At 36.6% G+C, this 20916-nt stretch carries 11 protein-coding genes and 2 pseudogenes; 8 read left to right on the top strand and 5 right to left on the bottom strand.

Features of this window, described 5'->3' with window-relative positions; translation table 11 throughout:
* The 3 genes and pseudogenes from ACFIKH_RS01915 to ACFIKH_RS01905 form a co-directional block, all read right to left on the bottom strand.
* A pseudogene (locus ACFIKH_RS01915) lies at positions 1-3245 on the bottom strand (hypothetical protein); the annotation flags it as partial.
* 605 nt (positions 3246-3850) lie between these two features.
* Positions 3851-9709 carry a Vomp family autotransporter gene (locus tag ACFIKH_RS01910; protein WP_375670851.1) on the bottom strand — a complete coding sequence of 1953 codons (5859 nt, stop codon included), beginning with the start codon at positions 9707-9709 and terminating at the stop codon, positions 3851-3853.
* 866 nt (positions 9710-10575) lie between these two features.
* Entirely contained in the window at positions 10576-11079 is a 504-nt protein-coding gene (locus ACFIKH_RS01905; RefSeq protein ID WP_375670849.1) for a helix-turn-helix domain-containing protein, read from the bottom strand.
* A 501-nt stretch (positions 11080-11580) separates the two neighbouring features.
* On the opposite strand from ACFIKH_RS01905, the gene ACFIKH_RS01900 reads away from it, so the two are divergent.
* Both ACFIKH_RS01900 and ACFIKH_RS01895 read left to right on the top strand, forming a co-directional pair.
* The gene (locus ACFIKH_RS01900; RefSeq protein ID WP_375627405.1) at positions 11581-12027 is read left to right on the top strand and encodes a hypothetical protein; all 447 of its coding nucleotides are present in this window, start codon (positions 11581-11583) and stop codon (positions 12025-12027) included.
* A gap of 2 nt (positions 12028-12029) precedes the next feature.
* Positions 12030-12299, top strand: coding sequence for a hypothetical protein (locus ACFIKH_RS01895; protein ID WP_375627404.1), 270 nt, complete (start codon positions 12030-12032; stop codon positions 12297-12299).
* 320 nt (positions 12300-12619) lie between these two features.
* Here ACFIKH_RS01895 and ACFIKH_RS01890 read toward each other — a convergent pair whose 3' ends face one another.
* Together ACFIKH_RS01890 and tmk are read right to left on the bottom strand one after the other, a co-directional pair.
* Complete coding sequence (locus tag ACFIKH_RS01890; protein WP_375670847.1) at positions 12620-13831, bottom strand: MFS transporter; 1212 nt, start codon at positions 13829-13831, stop codon at positions 12620-12622.
* A 605-nt stretch (positions 13832-14436) separates the two neighbouring features.
* Positions 14437-15057, bottom strand: a pseudogene (tmk, locus tag ACFIKH_RS01885) (dTMP kinase).
* A gap of 1098 nt (positions 15058-16155) precedes the next feature.
* On the opposite strand from tmk, the gene ACFIKH_RS01880 reads away from it, so the two are divergent.
* From ACFIKH_RS01880 to ACFIKH_RS01855, 6 genes are all read left to right on the top strand, one after another.
* Complete coding sequence (locus tag ACFIKH_RS01880) at positions 16156-17346, top strand: MFS transporter (protein ID WP_375670865.1); 1191 nt, start codon at positions 16156-16158, stop codon at positions 17344-17346.
* Positions 17343-18548: an ATP-grasp domain-containing protein gene (locus ACFIKH_RS01875; protein ID WP_375648676.1), complete on the top strand. Its 1206-nt coding sequence runs from the start codon at positions 17343-17345 to the stop codon at positions 18546-18548. The genes ACFIKH_RS01880 and ACFIKH_RS01875 overlap by 4 nt, the downstream gene beginning before the upstream one ends.
* A 23-nt stretch (positions 18549-18571) precedes the next feature.
* Complete coding sequence (locus ACFIKH_RS01870) at positions 18572-18697, top strand: hypothetical protein (protein ID WP_375627401.1); 126 nt, start codon at positions 18572-18574, stop codon at positions 18695-18697.
* Positions 18698-18800: 103 nt separating this feature from the next.
* On the top strand, positions 18801-19031 hold the full coding sequence (locus ACFIKH_RS01865) for a YqcI/YcgG family protein (protein WP_375627400.1): 231 nt from the start codon (positions 18801-18803) through the stop codon (positions 19029-19031).
* 11 nt (positions 19032-19042) lie between these two features.
* The gene (locus tag ACFIKH_RS01860; RefSeq protein WP_375651625.1) at positions 19043-19282 is read left to right on the top strand and encodes a YqcI/YcgG family protein; all 240 of its coding nucleotides are present in this window, start codon (positions 19043-19045) and stop codon (positions 19280-19282) included.
* Positions 19275-19598: a cupin domain-containing protein gene (locus ACFIKH_RS01855; protein WP_375651626.1), complete on the top strand. Its 324-nt coding sequence runs from the start codon at positions 19275-19277 to the stop codon at positions 19596-19598. The genes ACFIKH_RS01860 and ACFIKH_RS01855 overlap by 8 nt, the downstream gene beginning before the upstream one ends.
* Positions 19599-20916: the final 1318 nt, after the last annotated feature.

Here is a 20916-nt window from a genome sequence, read left to right as displayed (position 1 = left end):
CCCGATCCCCCCGCACGGAGACTACGCGCTAAAGTTATCTCTTCTTCTTGCTTAACAAGGATACTATCTCTTACATCGACAATCTCTTCATTCAAAGTGTTGAAAGTACTGTTAACACCTTCAAAAGCATCAGCAACATTATGATAAGTCTTCTCGTCACCTTCTACGCCATCAGCATCAAATTGCGCAACTTTGAAATCAGGTTCTGTCCATTTGCTGTCCTCATACTTGGCATTACCACCAAAATATTCCGCAAGGGCTGTGTTCGTAGAATGGAGCTGTGAGCCATTAACCGCATCCGTTGACTTTTTTGAGAGCTCACCATCCTTAAGAGACGTGATCTTGCTGTTGCCTTTTTTCTCTCCTTCTCCATGCTGCGCAGTAAAGGCATTTTCATCTTTGCTCCACGACAACGAATCCTTTGCAACACCTTGAGAAACTTCCTTAATACGAGCGTTCACATTCTTGATATTGTCATCAAGTCCTTTAAAGGCAGAACCAACATCGGTATGCGGTTTATCTGTTACTTCACCTTTTTCATCAATATTCGATAATTTATACTCCGGTACTTTAAAGTTTTTGCCATCAAAGGATACATCTCCGCCTAAAATTTTTGATAAATCCTCAGTGATTGTATGAAGCTGACCACCATTAATCGCATCACTCGAAGCTGATATTATAGAACCACCGGCAACACCTGTTATTTTTTTACCTGCAGCATCAATACCATCCGCTATTATTTTGGGGCCATTTTCAATGGTTAAGCCCGTTTTATCTAAAGTGACGTCTTTTAATTTTACGCTGTTTAATGTGACATCTTGTGCCAAATCAAATGTTATTTTTTTATCGTTACTGTCTCTTTCATCACTATTTTTAATCTCAAAGTTTTCGCTTCCAGAGACCAAATTTAATATATCGCCCGGCTGAAAGCCTGAAACAGCCTTATCATTGAGAGAAAGTGTCCACCCTTGTGCTACAAATTCTCTTAATTTTTTCAGCTGCGCAATGTTGACAGCATCAGTGTCATTGGTACCAGCGGCAACACCTGTAAGCTGTCGTGTTATCTTATTCGGAGTATCACCAATACTAAAAGCTCCTTGAGTGCTTTTCCATATCACATCATCATTTGTTGACTGGCTACCTATAGAAGGATCATAGCCAACAATAGACGCCGAGTTACGAGAAAAAGATTTATAACCCACAGCAACACCACCAGTAACATCAGCTTGTACTTGTGCATTTGAGCCCAATGCAATACTATTTTCAGCAGATGCATTTGAAAGTCCACCTAATGCCATACTATTTTCAGCAGATGCCGCTGCAAAACCACCTAATGCAATACTATTTTCGGCAGATGCATTTGAAAGCTTCCCTAACGCAATTCCTGCATCCCCTTTTGTCTTTGATCCAATACCTATAGCAATACTTCCTTGCCCACTTTCTTCCTCACCGGCTGCAATTTTAATGCTCTTCGATTCGGCATTCCATTTAAAGACACTATCATCGGTAGCTTTTTTAATCTCATTGTGAAGATTTACATAAGACTTACCCACACTCTCAAAGGCTTTTGCTACATCCGAAAAACTTTCTTCTTCAATCTCATTCGTCTTAGGATTGAAAGTTTTAATCTTGAACTTTGGATCATCCCATTGGCCATTCGTAAATTTAACACCACCGCCTAAATATCCGGCTATATGGGTCGCTACAACATTCAACTGACTCCCATTTACCGCATCTTGTGAATCTGCACTAAGATCACCAGATGCAATACCAGTTACCCTTTTATTTCCAGCACCAATACCATCGGTCGTTATTTTCGGACCATCAGTAATGACCAGACCTGTTGCATCTAGGGTGGTTGTGCCTGCCTTTAAGCTCGTTAATGTAACATCTTGAGCCAAATCAAATTTTAGTTTATTGTCATCTTTGCCTTTTGTAATCTTAAGGTTACTGCTTTCAGCAGAAAAATCTAATGTTTTGTTTACACTAACAGCTGTAGCATTTGCACCACCAACAGAGACATTCCAACCTTTGTCTACGTATTCTTGTAACGCCTTTAACTGCGCAACATTCACCGCGTCGGTATCTGTAGTACCAGCTGCTACGTTTATAATTTGTCGTGTTACCTTATTCGTAGAATCACCAACACTCACTACGCCTTTCGTACTTTTCCATACCGCATCGGCGCTGCTTGAGACAGTCTTCTTCTGAGGATCATAGCCATAAAAACCAGAAGCCTTAGCAGCCACAGAATCTCTCCCTATAGCAACAGCATCATTCACCGTAGCTTTAGAATCGACACCGATAGCGATAGCTCCCTCTCCCTTGGCTTCCGAATAAAATCCAAAAGAAATGGCATGCTTATTACTTGCATTTGCACGATGACCAATAGCAGTTGAACCATACCCCAAAGCCTTAGAAACAGCACCCACAGCCGTTGAATAACTACCTGCCGCTGTTGTATGATCATCCTTCGCATCAGTTTCATGATACTCAGAACCTATTGCGACACTGCTTTTTCCCATAGCGTGAGACATGTAACCTATAGAAATAGCATCACTGTCGCCTGATACCTGAGCTTTATAGCCTATAGCAATACCTCTTTCCCCATTTACAGATGCACTATCACCTAGAACAACAGTGTCATCCGCTCGCGTATCTCGTTGCATCCCAATGCCGCGTTGCATTGTCGCGATGAGATCTTTTCGCGAAAAATCAGATGCATCAATAGCAACTGTATCCTGTCCACTTTGAGTGAAAGATCGAGTTACAGAGCTACTGTCCATAAAAAACTGTGGATCAACGATAAATTTCTTATATTGGTCTTCTGAACTTAATGTGTTTTTTGATAACTTATCGCCATCGATTTTTAAAGTATTCGCAATATAATTATTGTTACCTGCCCCAGTAAGGGTTTTGGTTAAAAGATTTTCGTAGCCGCTTAAAGCATTAACTTGTGATGTCAGTGCTGTATTCAACATTCTTATATAATTATTTTTTGTTCCATTGAAAGAACCCAAATTACCTCTAGATTCATCGTAAACAGAGATAACACTTTGTGGGTATATCCTAGGAGTGTTCCTTATGTTTGCAGAAATTTCTTCCCTTGAATCATGATCATTTGAAAGAGCAGGAGAAATACTGGATAAAAGTGCCGCCATTGAAGTCAAAGATAGAACTTTAATCAAAGGAAAACGGGAAAATTTTAAATTGCTTCCTGCTAATTTTGTATATAATTTTTTCATAATGAACTCCCCAATGAAAAAATAACCATAAACACAAAAAAAACACATTTAAACGCTACAAAGTTCTCTGAAATTGGTTTTTCTAAATATATTCAAAAGCTTAAGGACTGATTGAAAAGATAGAGAAGTTGATGTTTTGTAGTTAACGCGCTCTGTTCTCTTACCTTTCCTAAAAAGGTAAGTTTTCTTGTTTTGGTTGGTTTTTTTTAATCTTTAAACCTGTTGGTTGTTTTTTGCAAGGGGTAGAATTGGTTTAGTATATTGTTTTTATAACTTCCTACAGTAAAATTGAAATACATTTAAATATATACCTTTGTCTTACTAGAAAGTTTTTTAATAGATTTTTAGAGAGTGAAATTTTCTTTAGATTTAAAAGTTAACGCAGAAAATAATGGACTTATGATTTATGAAAAAACTTATTATCTTATTTTGAAATAAGAAGTTCATTTTGTTGAAAGTGTATAGGTTTTTTCTGTTTTTTAAACCTGTATTTGTCGTTATAGCGCTTATCAATTTATATATATAATTTTTACATACGTAACAACATTTCACCCCTGCCTCATGAGACAGGGGTGAAAAGGAATTTTTATGTATTTTGTTTATTATCAGTTTAATGTCATATTGAATCCCGCACCTACACCCCAGTGACCTCCAGAAGTTGTTGCGGATATGTTAGAGCGGTATTTTCCATTTTCTGAGGTATAACCTGCACCAAAGGCAAATGCAGACTGACTACGCCATAAACCAGTACCAAATCCAACGCTTAATTTTCCAGGTGTATCATTGTAGCGTAAGTTAGACACCGCTAGACCAATAGCCGCTGCTTGTCTTGCCTCTTTTTTTACATTCTCAATACTGTAGTTTAAAACGTTAAACTTCATATCTGTATATTGGTTAGCCCGATCAACAGCATCATCAATCGCATCGACAACAATATTGTTCACCCGTTGATCTGTGTAATGCTTGGATTGATCAAGAATAATCTTCATCTGTTCTTTAGTATAGTCATGGAGTTGACCACCATTTACAGCTTCTTTTGATCCCTTCTCAATTTTACCATCAGCTACATTATCAATTAAAACAGGTTCACTGGCATCACCACCCGCTAATGTGATTTTATTGGTTTTTTTGCCGTTTTCATCTCTGTCATAACGAACAGCGTCCTCAGCAATATCGTTAACTTTGTTTTCAATATTGAAAACCGTTTCACCAATATCCGTAACCGTAGTGGAAATATTGTCGACTCTGTTGGTAAGATGCTTAACATCTTTTTCAACACCCGTGACACGTTCATTGGTTTTCCAAAGTTGTCCACCATTAACCGCATCTTTCGAACCTTCTACAATTTTACCATCAGCTACATTGATAATTTTATTCGGCTTTCCATTGCGACCAGCATCATAGGCTTTTTCTTTATCATTCCACTTTAAAGCATCTGTATCGACCTTGTTGATGACATCATCAATACGGTTATTAATATTTGACATCCCATTATTAATATCACCAAAAGCATCAGCGACATTATGGTGCTCTTTCTCAACAGTCGTACCATCAGCATTGACTTGAACAATCTTAAAAGTAGGATCTGTCCATTTGCCATTCTCATATTTGGCACCGCCACCGAAATAATTAGCAAGCTGGTTACTCATGGAATAAAGCTGGTTACCCGTAATGGCATCCGTTGAATTTTTAGCAATTTCACCATCCAAAAGATACTTCAATTTGCTCTTTGTTTTCTGCCCATCTTTTTCATGACGTGCCACGAACGCTTCTTCACCATCATCCCACAGTAAAGCATCTTTTGAGAAATCTTCAATTTTCTGATTAAACTCATTGGATACATTTGTTAAGCGCTTATTTACATCTTGAACATTATTATCAAGACCTTTTAAAGCTGAACCAACGTCATAAAAATTAGCCTGCCCTACCTTACCATCTACAATAGCCGATAAAGTATATTTCAGCCCTTCAAAAGCACCGTTAATGAACTTTGCACCACCGCCAAAAAACTTTGCAATATCTGCTGATATTTTATTAATCTGGCTACCATTGATTGCATCGTTGGAATTTTCAGAAAGTCTGCCATCTTTTATACCAGAAAGTGTTCTCTCTTGATTATTTTTATTTGCAATACTTATTTCTGTACCACCTGTATCCTTACCTATGGTAATAAGTGCTGACTCATTTTCTTGCTTAACAAGGCTATTTTTTGTTATATCAGAGATTTGATTGTGTATATTTGTGAAAGTATTGTTCACACCTTCAAAAGCATCAGCAACATTGTCATAAGGCTTCTTAGAGACAGTACCATTATCGCCGATATGATAAACTTTGAAAGTAGGAGCATGCCATTCTCCATTTTCATCATATCCAGCGCCACCACCAAAATATTTAGCAACATCATTAAACCCACTGATCAAATTTGCATTAACAATCCTAACATTTTTATCAAGCCCATCCAAAGCCGACCCAACATCATTATATTCCTTCTGTTTTACTGAGCCATCTGCTTCAATAGTAGTTAAATTATATCTTGGTTTAACAAAAGCACCATTAATAAATTTTGCATTACCGCCAAAAAACTGTGCAATATCTGCTGATATCTTATTAATCTGACTACCATTTACAGCTTCTGTTGAACTTTCAGAAATTTCACCATCTTTGACACCTGCAATGATCCGCCCTCCTTCAGTACCTGTGATATCAATTTTCGTACCACCTTTTTCTTTACCAATGGTAATAAGCTTCTGATCTTCATGCCATTTAACAAGACTATTTTCTGTCACATTATTAATCTGATTATAAATATCTGTGATAGAAGTGTTAACACCACCTAAAGCATCAGCGACATTATGGTGTTCCTTCTCAACAATATTACCATTCGCATCACGCTGAGAAACCTTGAAAGTAGGAGCGGTCCATTTGCCTTTCTCATACTTAGCGCCACCACCAAAATAATCAGCAATATCAAGAAACCCAACGGTTATTCTATGATCAACCGCAAAGACATTTTTATTAATTACATCCAAAGCTTTCCCAACATCAGTATATTCCTCTATAGTTATTGTATCATCATCATTAATAGTAGTTAACTCATATTTTGGTCCTGTAAAGACACCATTCTCGAATGAGGCATTACCACCAAAGTGTTTTGCAATTCTGCTACCTGTAGAATAAAGTTGGGAGCCATTTATAGCATCTGTTGATTCTTCATTAACATCACCATCTAAAATGTGAGTAATCCTATAGTCTATTTTACTTCCTTCTTTTTCGCGACGAGCAACAAACGCCTGTTCATCTTCGTCCCACAACAGAGCATCTTTAGAAATCTTTTCTATGCTTTCATCCAGTTGTTTTTTATTAACAGCTTCATTACCGTTCACTGCGTCTTTAACACCTGCGATAATCCGGTCTCCCTCGTTACCTGTAATATCAATTTTCGTGCCATCTTTTTCAGCACCAATGGTGATAAGGTTCTGTCCTTCGTTCCATTTAACAAGATTATTGCCAGCTATCTGGTCTTTTATTTCTTTCAGTTGTGAAAAATTTACAGCATCGGTATCGTCTTCTGCCTTAGCTACTTTTGTAATCTTTTTATCACCAGCATTAATACCATTTTCTGTTATGCTTGGTCCATTACCATTAACAAACTTAAAGCCGTCATCACTTATAATACTGTTGCCTGTCGTAACACTCGTGAGCTTAAGATTATCATTCAAAGAAAATGTGACTTTGTTATTGTCTTTTACAATTTTGATATTTTTGCTTCCACCCTCACTCGCACCCGCAACAAGATCTACTGTACTACCAGCTTTAACGTCTGTAGCATTATTACCATCAACAGAAAGTTTCCAGCCTGTTACCATCCCTGCTGTAAAATCTTGTAACTGTTTATAATTTACTGCATCAGTATCTTCTTCCCCTGCCGCTACTCCTGTAATTTTTGTATTAGCGGCATGAATACCACCCTTGGTCATTCTTGGTCCATCTTTGATCATGAAACCGGCATTACTCATTCTGCTATCCCCTGTTTCTACACGACCAACTTTAATATATTCGCTTAAATCAAACTTTACTTCATTGTTATCACCTCTGGTAATTTTTATATTTGTGTTCTCACTCTCATTATTATCATCCTCCTTCTGCTTAACTGCAACAAACTTTACTGTACTTCCTGCCCCAACATCTGTAGCATTATCACCATCAACAGAAAGCTTCCAGCCTGTTTTAATTCCTGCTGTAAAATCTTGTAACTGTTTATAATTTACTGCATCGGTATCATTTTCCCCTGCCGCTACTCCTTTAATCGTTTTATCACCAGCGTGAATGCCATTAACAGTTATGCTCGGCCCATCACCACCTTCAAACCAAAAGCCAACAGCACTCATAATGCTTTCTCCTGCTGTGACACTCATTACATTAATATTATCAGCCAAACCAAATTCTACAGTGTTGTCAATGTTTTTGGTAATTTTGATATTCGGGTTACTTTCGCTACCAGCTGATTGCAAATTTACCGCACCGTTTGGACCAATATGCGTAGCATCTTCACCATTAACAGAAAGTTGCCAACTTGTTTTGAAACCATCTTGTACTTCCTTCAGCTGTTTATAATTTACAGCATCGGTATCGTCTTCTGCCTTAGCTACTCCTGTAATCTTTTTATCGCCAGCATTAATACCATTCGCTGTTATGCTTGGCCCATTACCATTAACAAACTTAAAGCCGTCATCACTCATAATGCTGTTGCCTGTCGTGACACTTGTGAGCTTAAGATTATCATTCAAAGCAAATGTAACTTTATTGTCATCGCTTTTTACAATTTTGATATTTTTGCTTCCATTCTCACTCTCACCCGCAACAAGATCTACTGTACTACCAGCTTTAACGTCTGTAGCATTGTTACCATCAACAGAAAGTTTCCAGCCTTTTTCTGCAAGTGTTTTTACATCTTGCAGCTGCTTATAATTCACTGCATCATTATCATCTTCCGCATCTGCTACACTTGTAATCTTTTTATCGCCAGCATCAATACCATCAATCCCCATCATTGGACCATTCTGAATAATAAAGCCATCATCACTCATAGAGCTTTGACCTGTAGTGACTTTTGTAAGTGTGAGAGTATCACTCAAAGTAAATTGGATTTTATGCTTAGTATCTTCAGTATTTTTTACAATCGTTAAATTGTCTTTTCCTTCTTCACTATTGTTCACTGAAAAATCTACGGTATTTCCTGAATTCACGTCTGTAGGATTTGTATCGTTAGCAGACAGTTTCCAGCCCCCTCCTCCTGCTATGACATCTCTCATAGCTTTTAGCTGCGCCACGTTTACCGCATCGGTATCTTCACTACCCGCAGCCACACCGGTAATTTGTCGTGTTAGGGTACCATTACCACGACCACCAACTTCCCCTACACTAAAAGCTCCTGTTGTGCTTTTCCAAGCCATATCGGTTTTTGTTGTCCCTACACCTGTTACAGGATCATAACCAGCAACACCCTTGTCTCTATCAGAGATAGCCCCACCGCCTACAGCAACACCATCCTTAGAAAGTACTTGCGAATTTACACCAATGGCAACGGAATCTTCCGTTTCAGCATAAGCTTGCGTACCTATAGCAATCGAATTTTCAGCCTTCGCTGTTACTATTCTGTTAGGATCCACTCCTTCAGTTCTGTCAGAACGCCTGCCCCCTATTGCAATAGAACCTGAACCTAAAGCTTTAGCATCTGTACCTATAGCAATCGAATAATTCTGTTTCGCCTCTACTTTAGTCCCTAAAGCAATACTATTGCTACCAGAGGCAGTTGCAAGTCCCCCAATAGCAACTGTAGATTTCCCCGATGCTTCTGAGCCTACACCCATGGCAACACTTGCTATACCACTTGCAAGTGCAGAAACACCAAAGGCTTGTGCACCCCCTGCCTTTGCTGTCGCACCTGCACCAAATACGGTTGAATAATTACCCGTCGCTGCAGATCCACAACCGGTAGCAAAAGAATAAACACCGTAAGCCTCAGGCATAGCATTACCGACACCAAAAGTGTTTGTTCCCATATAACCTTTAGTGGGATCACTTAATGTTCCATCACCCGTCCAAGTAACCTTTTCAGTGGTCGTGCCATAAGGCTGACGACCACTGAAAACTTTCTCACCAATAAATCTCTCATATTGTTCTTGTGCGGTTATTCGTCGATTATCAGAAATTCCTTGTTGTTGTTTGCCGCCACGCCCAATAACACTGTCTGCACCACAGAAATCATCATCACCAGCTAAAACAACACTACCATGACTCCCATGTGCATAGGAAACACTGGTACCACTTGTACTATTATTATTCCCTCCTACGAAGGCAAAATTGGCAGCAAAAACAGGAGAAACACTCGATAAGAGTGTGGCCATTGCCGCGCTGAGCGAGACAGCTTTAATTAAATTTGGTGTGGAATATTTTTTCCTCATAAGAACCTCCTCCAACAGAGTTCAACATCATCACAACGCGTGAAAACGCACATGGCAAACACCTTAGTTTGCGCACTTCAAAAACCAATAAATGAAGACAAAATCCCCCCTCGACACCGCTATTTATTACGGCATCGCCCTAAAATCTTTGCAACAACATCGAATCTAGAAAAGTCCCCAACCCTTTTAGCTAGAGGGATTCAAGCTAAAAAATAAATAAAAACACAAGACTTTGAAAATATAACGTAATCTCCATTCAAAAACACTGCGATTTATCTCTTAACAAAAATAGTTTCACTAAAGAGCAATTCTACTTTTTAGATAAAGCACCTCAGAAGAATGACAAGAGTACAAAAAATAATTTTTATAAATGTACCAAAATACTTCTCAATAAATTAGCTGTTCTTATAAGCGCAAATTTATGATTTTTTTTAACTTATAGCATAATGTAATGGATAACGATTATCATAATGACCTCACTCTTTTCTGCAAGGTAAGCTGTTTCAATATATGATATATATCTTTGAAAGAAATCTTTCTTTATATAATGATGCACGCTCTGTAAAAAGTTTCAACGTACTCATCTCATCATCTTCATAAAAGACAAAAGCGCACCTATAAATAGTCTTTCGTTCTTCTCTCTTATATGTCTGTGACCCTTTTATAGAAACAAAACATCGTCATTGTATTTTCACTGTTGTATAAATTTTTGTATTACTAACTGTAATTCTTTTTATAAGCAGTTTTACCTTTATTAGAGCAACACATTAATTTATAATGATAATTTATCATTTTTTCATGTTGAATGAGAGACCAAAAAAGTTTTATTTTTTAAAAAGGCTGTTCGTTTGTATCTTATGAATTTTCTAGATGTGCTTTTCAGTTTCGATTTTACGCTTTAAATGTAATTTTAAAAGTGGCAAAGTGGCTTCGACTTCTTCCATATCATTGAGGTTTTGAATAAGCTCTTGCAATCTTCCATAAAGCTCTGCTGCTAATTCCGCAACATCTTCAGGAGAAAGTGTTATTTTTGCATCATGATAGGTCGTATAAGCTAAATGTCCAAGCTTTTTCATCAGCCCAACAGGAATCGCTTGTGGTTTAAAACCAGCTGCTTTCGCCTTTGCCATATCTGAAAACATATCACCATCGCCCGTTACAAGCCAGTTTAAATTGACTTTTAATTTCTGTGATAAAACAGCCAAAAATTCTACATTGGGAAAGGTCGTGCCTCTTTCAGCGTGATCATAAATGGCTTTATTAACACCTAAACGGGTTGCTATTTGGTGCCTACTAAATAGCAAACTCTCTCGTATCAAACGTAATCGCTTCGCTTGTTCTGTTTTGGGTTCAATCTCTTTTTTTGCCAAATTACACAATAATGCAAATATTGCATTGACTTAATTCAATATCTGCATTATACCTCTTGTTACTGCCCCTTATGTTAGGCAAAGATCTACATACATAACCCCACAAAAACAGATGTTGCAGCATCCGTTTAAGCAGGAGCGAAAATTATGACAATTACACAAAAAATGCAATCGCCGTGGTATTTTACTGAACTGCGCCCCTGTAATATAACCTTGGAAAACTCAAGCCTATCAGAAGCTATTTTCCAGAGTCAAAAACATTTGGACACAGCCTAATGAAAAAGCTAAATGCGCCACTGCCAACTCTATCAGTTTGCACGCCAAGCAAATTCTTGCCAACTACTTTCTCAAAAGTCACAGTCATATTCTTTCAGAAGCAAAAAGCCCAACACAGGTTCTCTCACTCAACAGCCCAGTAAACCTGCTTAAACCTTTTTGCAAAAATCTATAAATACACTTCCCAAAGTTTTTACATTACAACATAAGGTAAAAAGTTTATCAATGTCTAAAAATCAATATAAAATAGGCAAAATAATTGGTATTCTACAAAAAATGAGATCATCACTCGTTATTAAAAAGTTAGACGTTTACAAACCATGTTTGCTTATTTTATATATTAATGGTGCTGATTTAGCTGTACTTGGCAATAGAGATTTCAGGGTGTTTGGTTTATCGTCAGAATGCTCCTCCTCTATGCATATTAAAAGCCTTTTGGCAATGTATTTTAAATGCTATAAGTTCTATAGTAAACACATTACCATCCATATTTACAATTGGGCGCTTCAAAATCTTGAAGTAATAAAGTCTTTAATAGACATTGGTTTAAAAGCGCGTATTTTGCAGAAAATTGACAAAACCATGAGGTTCATATACATGGCAATTCTAAGTGATAATAGTGGAGTGATACTTAAAAAAGCTGCACGGAAACCCGCAACGTTGAGGAATTAAGCATGACCTCTTTATGCGATAAAGAATTATCTGATACACTGGTTGGTCTTTATGACGACTATCAACGCGGTTTCGACATTGGAGAAGAGCTTAAACTGTGCGTGGATTTGGCGTTATCTCTTGAATTGGAACTCAGTATTCACCGTTTAAGTGAAACAGATGCCGTGTTAAAAAAAGAGATTGTGCAAACCTTGCATCGTCATAGAAATACCCATTCCAATGAAGATGAAATTGATACAATTTTTCATATGGATTTTGAAAAACAAAAATAATGCAACACTCTCCCCGTATGATACGATATTACCTCATCGCTTTATTTTCTACTGCGCTTAAACAAAAAAACTTTCAAAAAGATTTAAAGTGTTGCGGTTTCATCTTCTTAACAACAGTGAGATGAATTAAAGAAACGCAGAAATTCTTGTGGATCGTTATCAAAAAATAGAGAGTATTCTCTAGCATACATCAATGTATGCTTTATTCATTAAGCACCAATTTTTACATTTTCTCAACTCTCCTTTAAAAGCAAAATATGAAATATGCTGTAGCGTCAATGTTTATAAAATAGCGGTATTACCACACTTATAAATGTAATTTATTGTTTTTCATGTTTATAAAACAGCACTATGAATATTCCAACAAGCGCAAAAATGCTTTGAAAAAAATATATCGATTGAGGTGATATGCTACTGTTATCGCGTGCCATAATGAGATAGACTGCGAGGATCAAGCATCCAGAGATAGCATTAAAACTTGCCTGCAATCTTCCTTGGTATTCAGGATCACAAGAGAGTTGTGATAAAGAAATCGAAAGAGCCCAACTTGAAAGTCCAAATCCAATCATAAAGTAAACAGGAAAAGCAACAAAATTGTGTGTATTAACAGATAGAATAGCGAGACCAATAGCCATAAAAGCTAATAAAATGGCTAATGTTTTCTTTATGGATAAAACTTTACAAAGAAGTGGTGAAAAAAACGCACCTGTCAATACGCCCATAGAATAAAGCACCTCAAATATTGCAAAGGTCCTGCTATCCGCATGTAAAACCTCTTGTATATAAGGAACGACAATAACAGGAATAGTCATCAAAAGAGTCATAATAATCATCTGGCTTATATAAGGTACAAAAAGAGCCGGATTCTGTTTAAAATAATGAAGGGCTGCTGTATAATTTTCCCACCAATTTTGCTGGTTTCGATTTTTAAATCTTCGGTTTTTAGGTACCTTCATTGCAAAATTAAATAAACCAGCAATGATAAAGAATATACCACCTATTAGAAGAGTTCCTTTTGTTCCTGCATAGGACAGTATCAATCCACTTAAGCCCATACCTACGATAGTGCCAAGTTCATAAACCATATCGATGGTCGCATTTGCATTAATGAGCTGTTCTTTCAGCACAATACTTTGAATTAAAGAAATAGCTGATGGCATATAAAAAGGGATAAAAATACCCAAAAGAGCAGATAAGACCATCAATTCAATTTCTATACCAAAATGCCAAAGCATTACCCAGCCAACAATTACCAAACCTCTCACAAGATTTGAAATAATAATCTGCGTTTTACGATTATATTTATCTGCCAATATGCCAAAAATAGGCGCAAAAATAATGCCAGGCGTCCAAAGAAAAAGCATCATCAACGCTACACCACGGATTGAGCCCGTCTGATTGTAAGCGAGCCATGACAATGTAATATAATTTAGTCCACTTCCAAATGTAGCAAATAAGCCGCTCAAAGTAAAATAGAGAAAAGTTCTATTTTCAAATAAAGCAATGCGTTCCTTCAAATTTGAAGTGAACATAAATTATCCTCTAAAATAAATACCCGTCGATATGCATGATACATCCTGTTTAAAAACATGCATTCTTACAATTTTCATTTTAGATCATTAAATTTAAGAAAGCAAAATTCCTTTTGTGAGACTTTTAAAATCTTTGTGCTGTGGTATGATTAATTCTTCTATGAAAACAAAACATTTATGCACAAAAATACAATAAAATTGATATTTTATGTGCATTTTATTCAGAAGCTACACCTTATATACATATGTGGAACAATTTACGGTATGGAAGCTTCACACACATCATTGTCCTTATTATTCCGTGCACTAAAATATGCTCGAGTATATCCCTCCATGTCGTTATTCTATCACCACACTTCGTCTCTAAAAGAATAAACATACTATTATTCTCACGATAAATATTGATAACTTTTCTACTCCCCTTCTCTAAATCTTTTAAAACAAACCCATTACAGTTAATTTTCCAATTAAAATATATAACGTGATATTTTTCCTGAGCAGTTAAATTATTGCAATCATATCTCTAAAGTTTCAGATTTAGAGTACGAATACATAAAGGAGGATCTATCGTGGATAAATTGATTAATAAATGATTTTATTCATAATCAAAAACAAACCTTATCTATATGATGTCGTATTTGATGATGAATTAAAGAAACAGAAGCAGTTCCATCAATTGTTATAAACCGCTCATCTATTTCTGATAAAACTTTGTATACTTTGTAAACTTTTTCAATAAAAGAGAGTTTTTCTTCGTATTTTAAGTTTAAACCATCCCTTTTCTGCAACCGCTCCAGTATAGTAGTGGGCGGTAAATGAAGATAAAATGTAATATGAGGTCTTGGAATAGATTGATTTAATTTAACTACACTTTCAACAGAAAGCTCTCGAGCATAAAAATAAGCAAGACTAGAATAAACATATCGATCGCTAATTAATAAATTTTGCGATGACGTTAAGGAAGGTTAAATAATTTCAAGCGTATGTTTGCGTCTATCTGTCGCTGCTAAAAGTGCTAAAAGTAACGGATCAATTGCTTTTCCATTATCTAAGTAATCTCTAATTTCTGGATTATTTCTATACCAATAACTGGGTTGAAAAGTTTTTATTATATGTTTTTCTGTTGAGTAATGGCGAGCAATTTCTTTTGTTTGTGTTGTCTTACCACTCCCATCAAACCCGCATAAGACAATAAAAGAACCGGAAAATTTCTTTGAAGACCACATAGAATTATAAACTTTTTTATCAAGATACATTTTGTCTATATACTCTCCATAAGTTAAATTGTTTTATGTCTAAAATCTCTTAATGTTTAATAAGATGTTTTTTTACTCGTCTCTAAACAGAAAAACACAATACTCCCGTATTTGTATAACTTATTAACTTTATGATAAATGGCGGTATATAGACTTAGTTTTAAGATAAGATTATATTTTAGACAACTTAAAATGAGCTTAAGCATTTGTAAAAAAATATATTTTTTGCTCACACTACATACCCTACCATTTCTTAACGAATTCTAGTAGAGTTTCTGAGGATTACTCCTATAACGTCGTGTAAGTGTATAGAAATGAGTTCGATCTCAGTATATTATTGTCCCTTAAGAGCTGCTACTAGATTGCGCTCCATAGGAAGCTAATGAAATCAATTCTATCTTTTCTCAAACCGCTGCCCACGCCATAAGCATTTGATATCCGATTCCGTTAAAAAGCAGCAGAGCAATTCTCAGAAAACATCGCTGAGATATTGAAATATGTCTTGCAAAAGCGTTTAAATCAAATGTTTCACTATATTTTCAATATATTCATAAACTGAAATTAAGAATTATTATAATAAGCCTTCAAACAACAACATCAAAATCAACCGTAACAAAGCCTCCTAAAACTGAACCAATAATACCTTTCTATGAAAAAGACTACCATGTAAAGACTTTAATACAACCGCATACCTTAGCGCTAATGCCATAAATGTTTCTGATAGATAACGAATTTTGTTGTCACAACAACATCTAACAACGGTCAATAACAAAACCTCAACCTTGAGTGTAAACAAAATCAACTTGAAAGCGCAAAATATATCTCTAGGACATAGTTCCTTATTGGCAAGCCACCTGCAGTAAAAATACCAGCCTCTACCCTACTCATTCTCCTGAAAATAAGCTATCACTACCATAAACATCAGCGTTCAATTTTTCCCGATCAAAAAACTTGACATGTCCAGTAATACATTTATATGCCCATAGCTTGTAAACATGTGTACTGATTTATAATGCTGCGTGTTTTTAAGAGATTCCGAAATGGGGGGATGATGTGCACAAACAACTGATGTTTCGGTTTTATGGGCTTGTTGTCCTGCTCTATCTCTCTGATATGGTTTTATTTTTAAGTAATCTTTGGAATGCTTATCGCATAACATCCTCATCGGTTTTCTTGGGCGTAACCATGGCTTTGGGCACCCTTATGCCCTATTTTTTGAAAAAAAGCGGACTTGTGCGCATTAAAGCCTCACTGCGGTTGGTCGATTTATACAAAAGGCGGATCATTATCTATAGCCTTCTTTTATTGATTGCACTTTTCCATTATGCTGATTCCCCCTTTGGTTTTATCGCTGTCTCTATCTCTATCGGCTATCTCTCTTTGATTACCTTAAGCACACTCGAGACTTATAATACTAAACTAGCGCTTAGTGGTTATATTAGCGCCCAAAAGGCTTCCCGCATTATGCAAACAGTGGTGCAAATTGGCGCCTTTTTGGGAGCAGCATTGAGTGGTTATCTCTTAGAAGCAACCAGCCCAAGAGGGGTAGCGGCTGAAATTGGCTATAATGGTTTGATTGTGGCACTTTGTGTGTTTGACATCATTATAAGCCTTATAGCCGGATATATCATCTTTTGCGATGAATATAAGGCTACAGATACCACAGCACCTGCAACCGATAAGAAGACAGCACCTACACCGCAAGCGGATGGACTCTCCCGTGAGCTTAAACTTTTATGCGTCTGCATAGGACTTATTGGCTTTCATATTTGCGCTTATAATACACTGGCAACCATTCTTTTTCAGAGTGTGAAAAATTTTGGCTCTGAATATTATGGGCTTTGCAGTGCGGTCGCGGGCATGGGCGCTTTTTTGGCTGCTTTTATCAAAATCCCTCGCTTTGAATTTATTCTCCCAGCCCTTATGTTGAGCGTGGCTGATCTTATTTTTAGCACCACACAATCGCCCTATTTGGCTGTGGTCTTTTGCTTTTTTATTGGCTTTTCAATGAATACCATGCGAATTAATGCCCGCAAACATACGATTGAAGCGACTAAAACAGAGGCTCAAGCAGAGCTGGTGGGAAGCTATAGCGGCATGCTTTATACTCTCTCCCAATCGGCAGGTTATGTTATCCTTGGTCTTCTTACAAGCTCTGCCCTTATGGGTCCTCAAGCAGCTGTTTATCTTCTCCCCCTTATAGGGCTAATAATCTTTATTTATATTCTTTTCCTTTTATTGCAGCGGAACAAAGTATGAGAAAACCTATTCTTATTGTCGACCCTTTCTCCACGGGTGCCCTCTATGCCCCTGCTTTGCAAAAATTAGGCTATACTTGTTATGGTGTTGTCTCTCAACAAGCTCCTTTTTCACACTATATGCTTTCTTATCAGGGAGAGGGCATGGCAGAAGCGAAACTTCATAATGTAGATGAGATAAAGACACGCTTTCCTATCGGCGCGATAGAGGCCGTGGTGGCAGGCGCCGAGGTAAGTATTTATTGTGCAGATCAATTGGCGGCTTATTATGGTTGCCTTGGGAACAATCCCTCAACCACCGATTGGCGACGAAAAAAGGCAGCAATGCAAAAGCGCCTTTGTGAAAATGGTTTATCTTACATCCGATCAAAAATTCTTACAAAAGACAATTGTACTCTCGATGGTTTTGAAAGTCCCAGCGGCTATGTGGTAAAGCCGAATGATTCTGCTGGAAGCGATGGCGTTTTGTTTTTCTCCAGCTGTGAAGAAGTGGCGGCATGGTCCTCTAGAATCGACTGGACGCAAAAAAATATTTTTGGTGCACCTAACGAGACTTATTTACTCCAAGAAAGATTGGAGGGAGAGGAATACATCGTCGACGCCGTTGTAAATGGAGAGGCTATAAAGATATGTGCTTTATCGCGGTATAAAAAAGGTATTCATAATGAAAGTGCCTTTGTTTATGAATCTCTTGATGTACTTGATGCTCAAGATCCCTCTTATGCCCCTCTTATCTCTTATGCAAAACAATGCATTCGCGCGCTGGGGATTGAATATGGGCCCGCGCATATGGAAATCATGCAAACAGCTCGTGGTCCAGTGATGATCGAAGTAGGAGCCCGCCTCCACGGAGGAATTGCACCCACTTTATTCGCGCATTGCTATGAAGATGATTTACTTGAAAGCTCCGTTAACCTTATTGCAGGCGTGTTTTCGCAAACACCAAGTCGCTTTAAGAAAAAAGGGCGTATTATCTTTCTTATCAACGAGATCGACGGTCATATTATAAAAGATGTTAACGTATGGCAGCAAAAGCTTCATTCTTGGGAAAATGTGGTTCATTTTATGCTCTTTTTTAAAGAAAACGAGCCCCTACCCCTAACCATCGATTTAAATACCTGCCCAGCTATTATAGCAATTTGGGGACACAGTGATGATGAATTATCAGCTTTGGAGAGAATCATTCGTAGCAATTTCTTATAAAATACAACAATTGGGAGGAAAACATGGATTCAGCAGCGCAAATAATTGAAAATATAGATAAATATGAAAAATGGAAGCAGGTCGTTTTTAAAGAATTCGATGCAACCATGAATAACACAATTAGACCTTTTCCTGCCTATTCGGTGTAAATGGATACTCAAAAAATATGCTTAGATTTGGGTTCTACAATAAGTTGACCGCAAAAAATATGATGGAAGACCTGATAACTTATTTCGATAACTATAAAAATTTTTGAAGAACACATCTTTTGTTGCATTCGAGAAGCCTGCCCTCGTACAAAGTATCAAAGTTTATAGAGAAAAATTCTGGTCTATACTTAAAGATTTGCGAACTCTTGATGACCAAGAATGGCCTAAGCATATACCAAAAAATATGGATAATCCTCTATGGGAGTTCTGCTTTCATGGCGAGCCCATGTTTATAGTTTGCAATACCCCGTCTTATATAAACAGAATTAAGTAAGTTCTATATTTATGTTAACTTTCCAGCCTAGGTGGGTTTTTCCTGATCTGCTGGATACAGAACAAAAAGCAAAAAATGCATTCTCCGCTGTAACAAAAAGACTTGAACCTTTTGATATCATAACAAAATCTCCTTTTTTAGGAAAATATGGCGAACCCCAAAATAGAGAATGGACGCAATATTTCTTGCAAGATAATAATATTGAATCCCCACCTTGCCCATATCATATAATGGAGCACGATAATGACTAAATTTTCTAAAATTAAATTAAATAAAAATATCTATGATATATTCAAAATGATGCTTCCAGAGCAAGGATCAATAGAGGTACAAAGAGACTTTCCAAAAAAAATACACGATTGGCATATTCACCAGGTCGATGAAACTCTCTTAATTATAGAAGGAGGGTTAGATTTTTTCTATAGCGAAAAACGTATAACCTGTACACCAGGAGATATTATACATCTACCTGCCAATACAAGGCACAAATCAATTGCAGCAGATGTAGGATGCATATATGCAATTGCTACAGAAAATCTCACTATTGGAGATATTGGAGATAGGTAACTGCTCGCTCTTTAATGGATTCTTTCTCATATAGGATTTTATTCTTTTACTCCTACTTCTACGCCCCTAGATTCTGCGGAAAATAAGGCTCTGAAGTTTACGGCCCCTACCCCAAACCAACGTAAAAACTTTTCAGAAACCGCATTTTACAGCACAAAATAGAACGTTATTCTTTAGGAAAAAAATGGATCAAGCTTAACCGGTTAAACAACAAGAAAATAATTTTGTTTACAGCTTTATTATCAAGCATTCACGGATGGATTCTGGTATTATCTCTATCTGGAACTCCCTACAAGCATGAAGCAGAAAAGCTATCAAGCATATTTAGTATACCTAATGACAACTGTTATTACCATGCGTGATGGCTCTAAAATGTAGATGGATTTGAACTTTTAAATAATTTTTTTAACTCTTGCATCACTTTATTTTCCTACTTCTTAAATAATATTCAATAACTTAAGTAAAATAAATATTTTGGTTTTGGTGTGTTGTTAATCTAAAGCATCTGAAGAGAATATATTAAAGAGTTAAAGTATTTATATGTCGAAATTGAAGCTGACCTATTTTACCAAAAAAAGAACTATGATGACATAGGTGAATTTAGCTATTAATCTTTTGTTGCAAACAAGTAGAAAAAATTGCATAAGAACCTTTAACAAAAAGGATTAAAATTTATAGAGAGTTACAAGGTATAAAATAAAATTTGTTCTATCTGCGCTGCAATTTTTTCTGGTTAATTTATTCTACCGATATCATTAAGGCTTTCTTCTAATGACATTGTCTATCATTAGAGGGAGATATGTGATTGTTTTTCGAATTGTGACAGCACACAAATTTCGTGATTTATGTTGCCCATTAGAAAATGTTGGTGCGTTGAGCAAGTTAAAAAATACATAGCATTCCGTATAATGCCGTGTGTATGTATAAAACTTCTCAGAATGATCGTGTTAATAGCAATGTTTAGGGGTGCCTTTTTTGGAAAGATTGTACAGCAATTACCAGTATTTCTAGGAGGAAAAGCGCTGATTTTAAAAACGAGAGAAACATTGATCATAACAGTTTATTAGGCTAAACGCAGAATATTTATCCTAATAATTGATAATCGAATTGTAACAGAATAATTTTTTGATAATCATAAAGAAAAAGGTAGAGAGCATGTTTCTTTTAGTTAAGGAAGAGTATTGCTCATTTTTCTTTCTAAAAGTAAGAAAATTCAAAGATAATTTTTTGATCTTATAGTGATGATACAATAATTGTCGAAGTCAGTGAAGGGGAGATTCTAATAGATTATTACAAAGTTTAATAAAAGTTGGAATAC

The organism is Bartonella sp. SD1336NMGDW (genome assembly GCF_042193565.1).
In the GTDB taxonomy this organism is placed as follows: Bacteria; Pseudomonadota; Alphaproteobacteria; order Rhizobiales; family Rhizobiaceae; genus Bartonella; species Bartonella grahamii.
This window is presented reverse-complemented; position numbering and strand designations above follow the sequence as displayed.

What these genes read in the sequence shown, in the direction of transcription:
- ACFIKH_RS01910 (WP_375670851.1), bottom strand. Translation starts at nt 9,709, where the DNA reads ATGAGGAAAAAATATTCCACACCAAATTTAATTAAAGCTGTCTCGCTC.
- ACFIKH_RS01900 (WP_375627405.1), top strand. Translation starts at nt 11,581, where the DNA reads ATGTCTAAAAATCAATATAAAATAGGCAAAATAATTGGTATTCTACAA.
- ACFIKH_RS01895 (WP_375627404.1), top strand. Translation starts at nt 12,030, where the DNA reads ATGACCTCTTTATGCGATAAAGAATTATCTGATACACTGGTTGGTCTT.
- ACFIKH_RS01890 (WP_375670847.1), bottom strand. Translation starts at nt 13,831, where the DNA reads ATGTTCACTTCAAATTTGAAGGAACGCATTGCTTTATTTGAAAATAGA.
- ACFIKH_RS01880 (WP_375670865.1), top strand. Translation starts at nt 16,156, where the DNA reads ATGTTTCGGTTTTATGGGCTTGTTGTCCTGCTCTATCTCTCTGATATG.
- ACFIKH_RS01875 (WP_375648676.1), top strand. Translation starts at nt 17,343, where the DNA reads ATGAGAAAACCTATTCTTATTGTCGACCCTTTCTCCACGGGTGCCCTC.
- ACFIKH_RS01870 (WP_375627401.1), top strand. Translation starts at nt 18,572, where the DNA reads ATGGATTCAGCAGCGCAAATAATTGAAAATATAGATAAATATGAAAAA.
- ACFIKH_RS01860 (WP_375651625.1), top strand. Translation starts at nt 19,043, where the DNA reads ATGTTAACTTTCCAGCCTAGGTGGGTTTTTCCTGATCTGCTGGATACA.
- ACFIKH_RS01855 (WP_375651626.1), top strand. Translation starts at nt 19,275, where the DNA reads ATGACTAAATTTTCTAAAATTAAATTAAATAAAAATATCTATGATATA.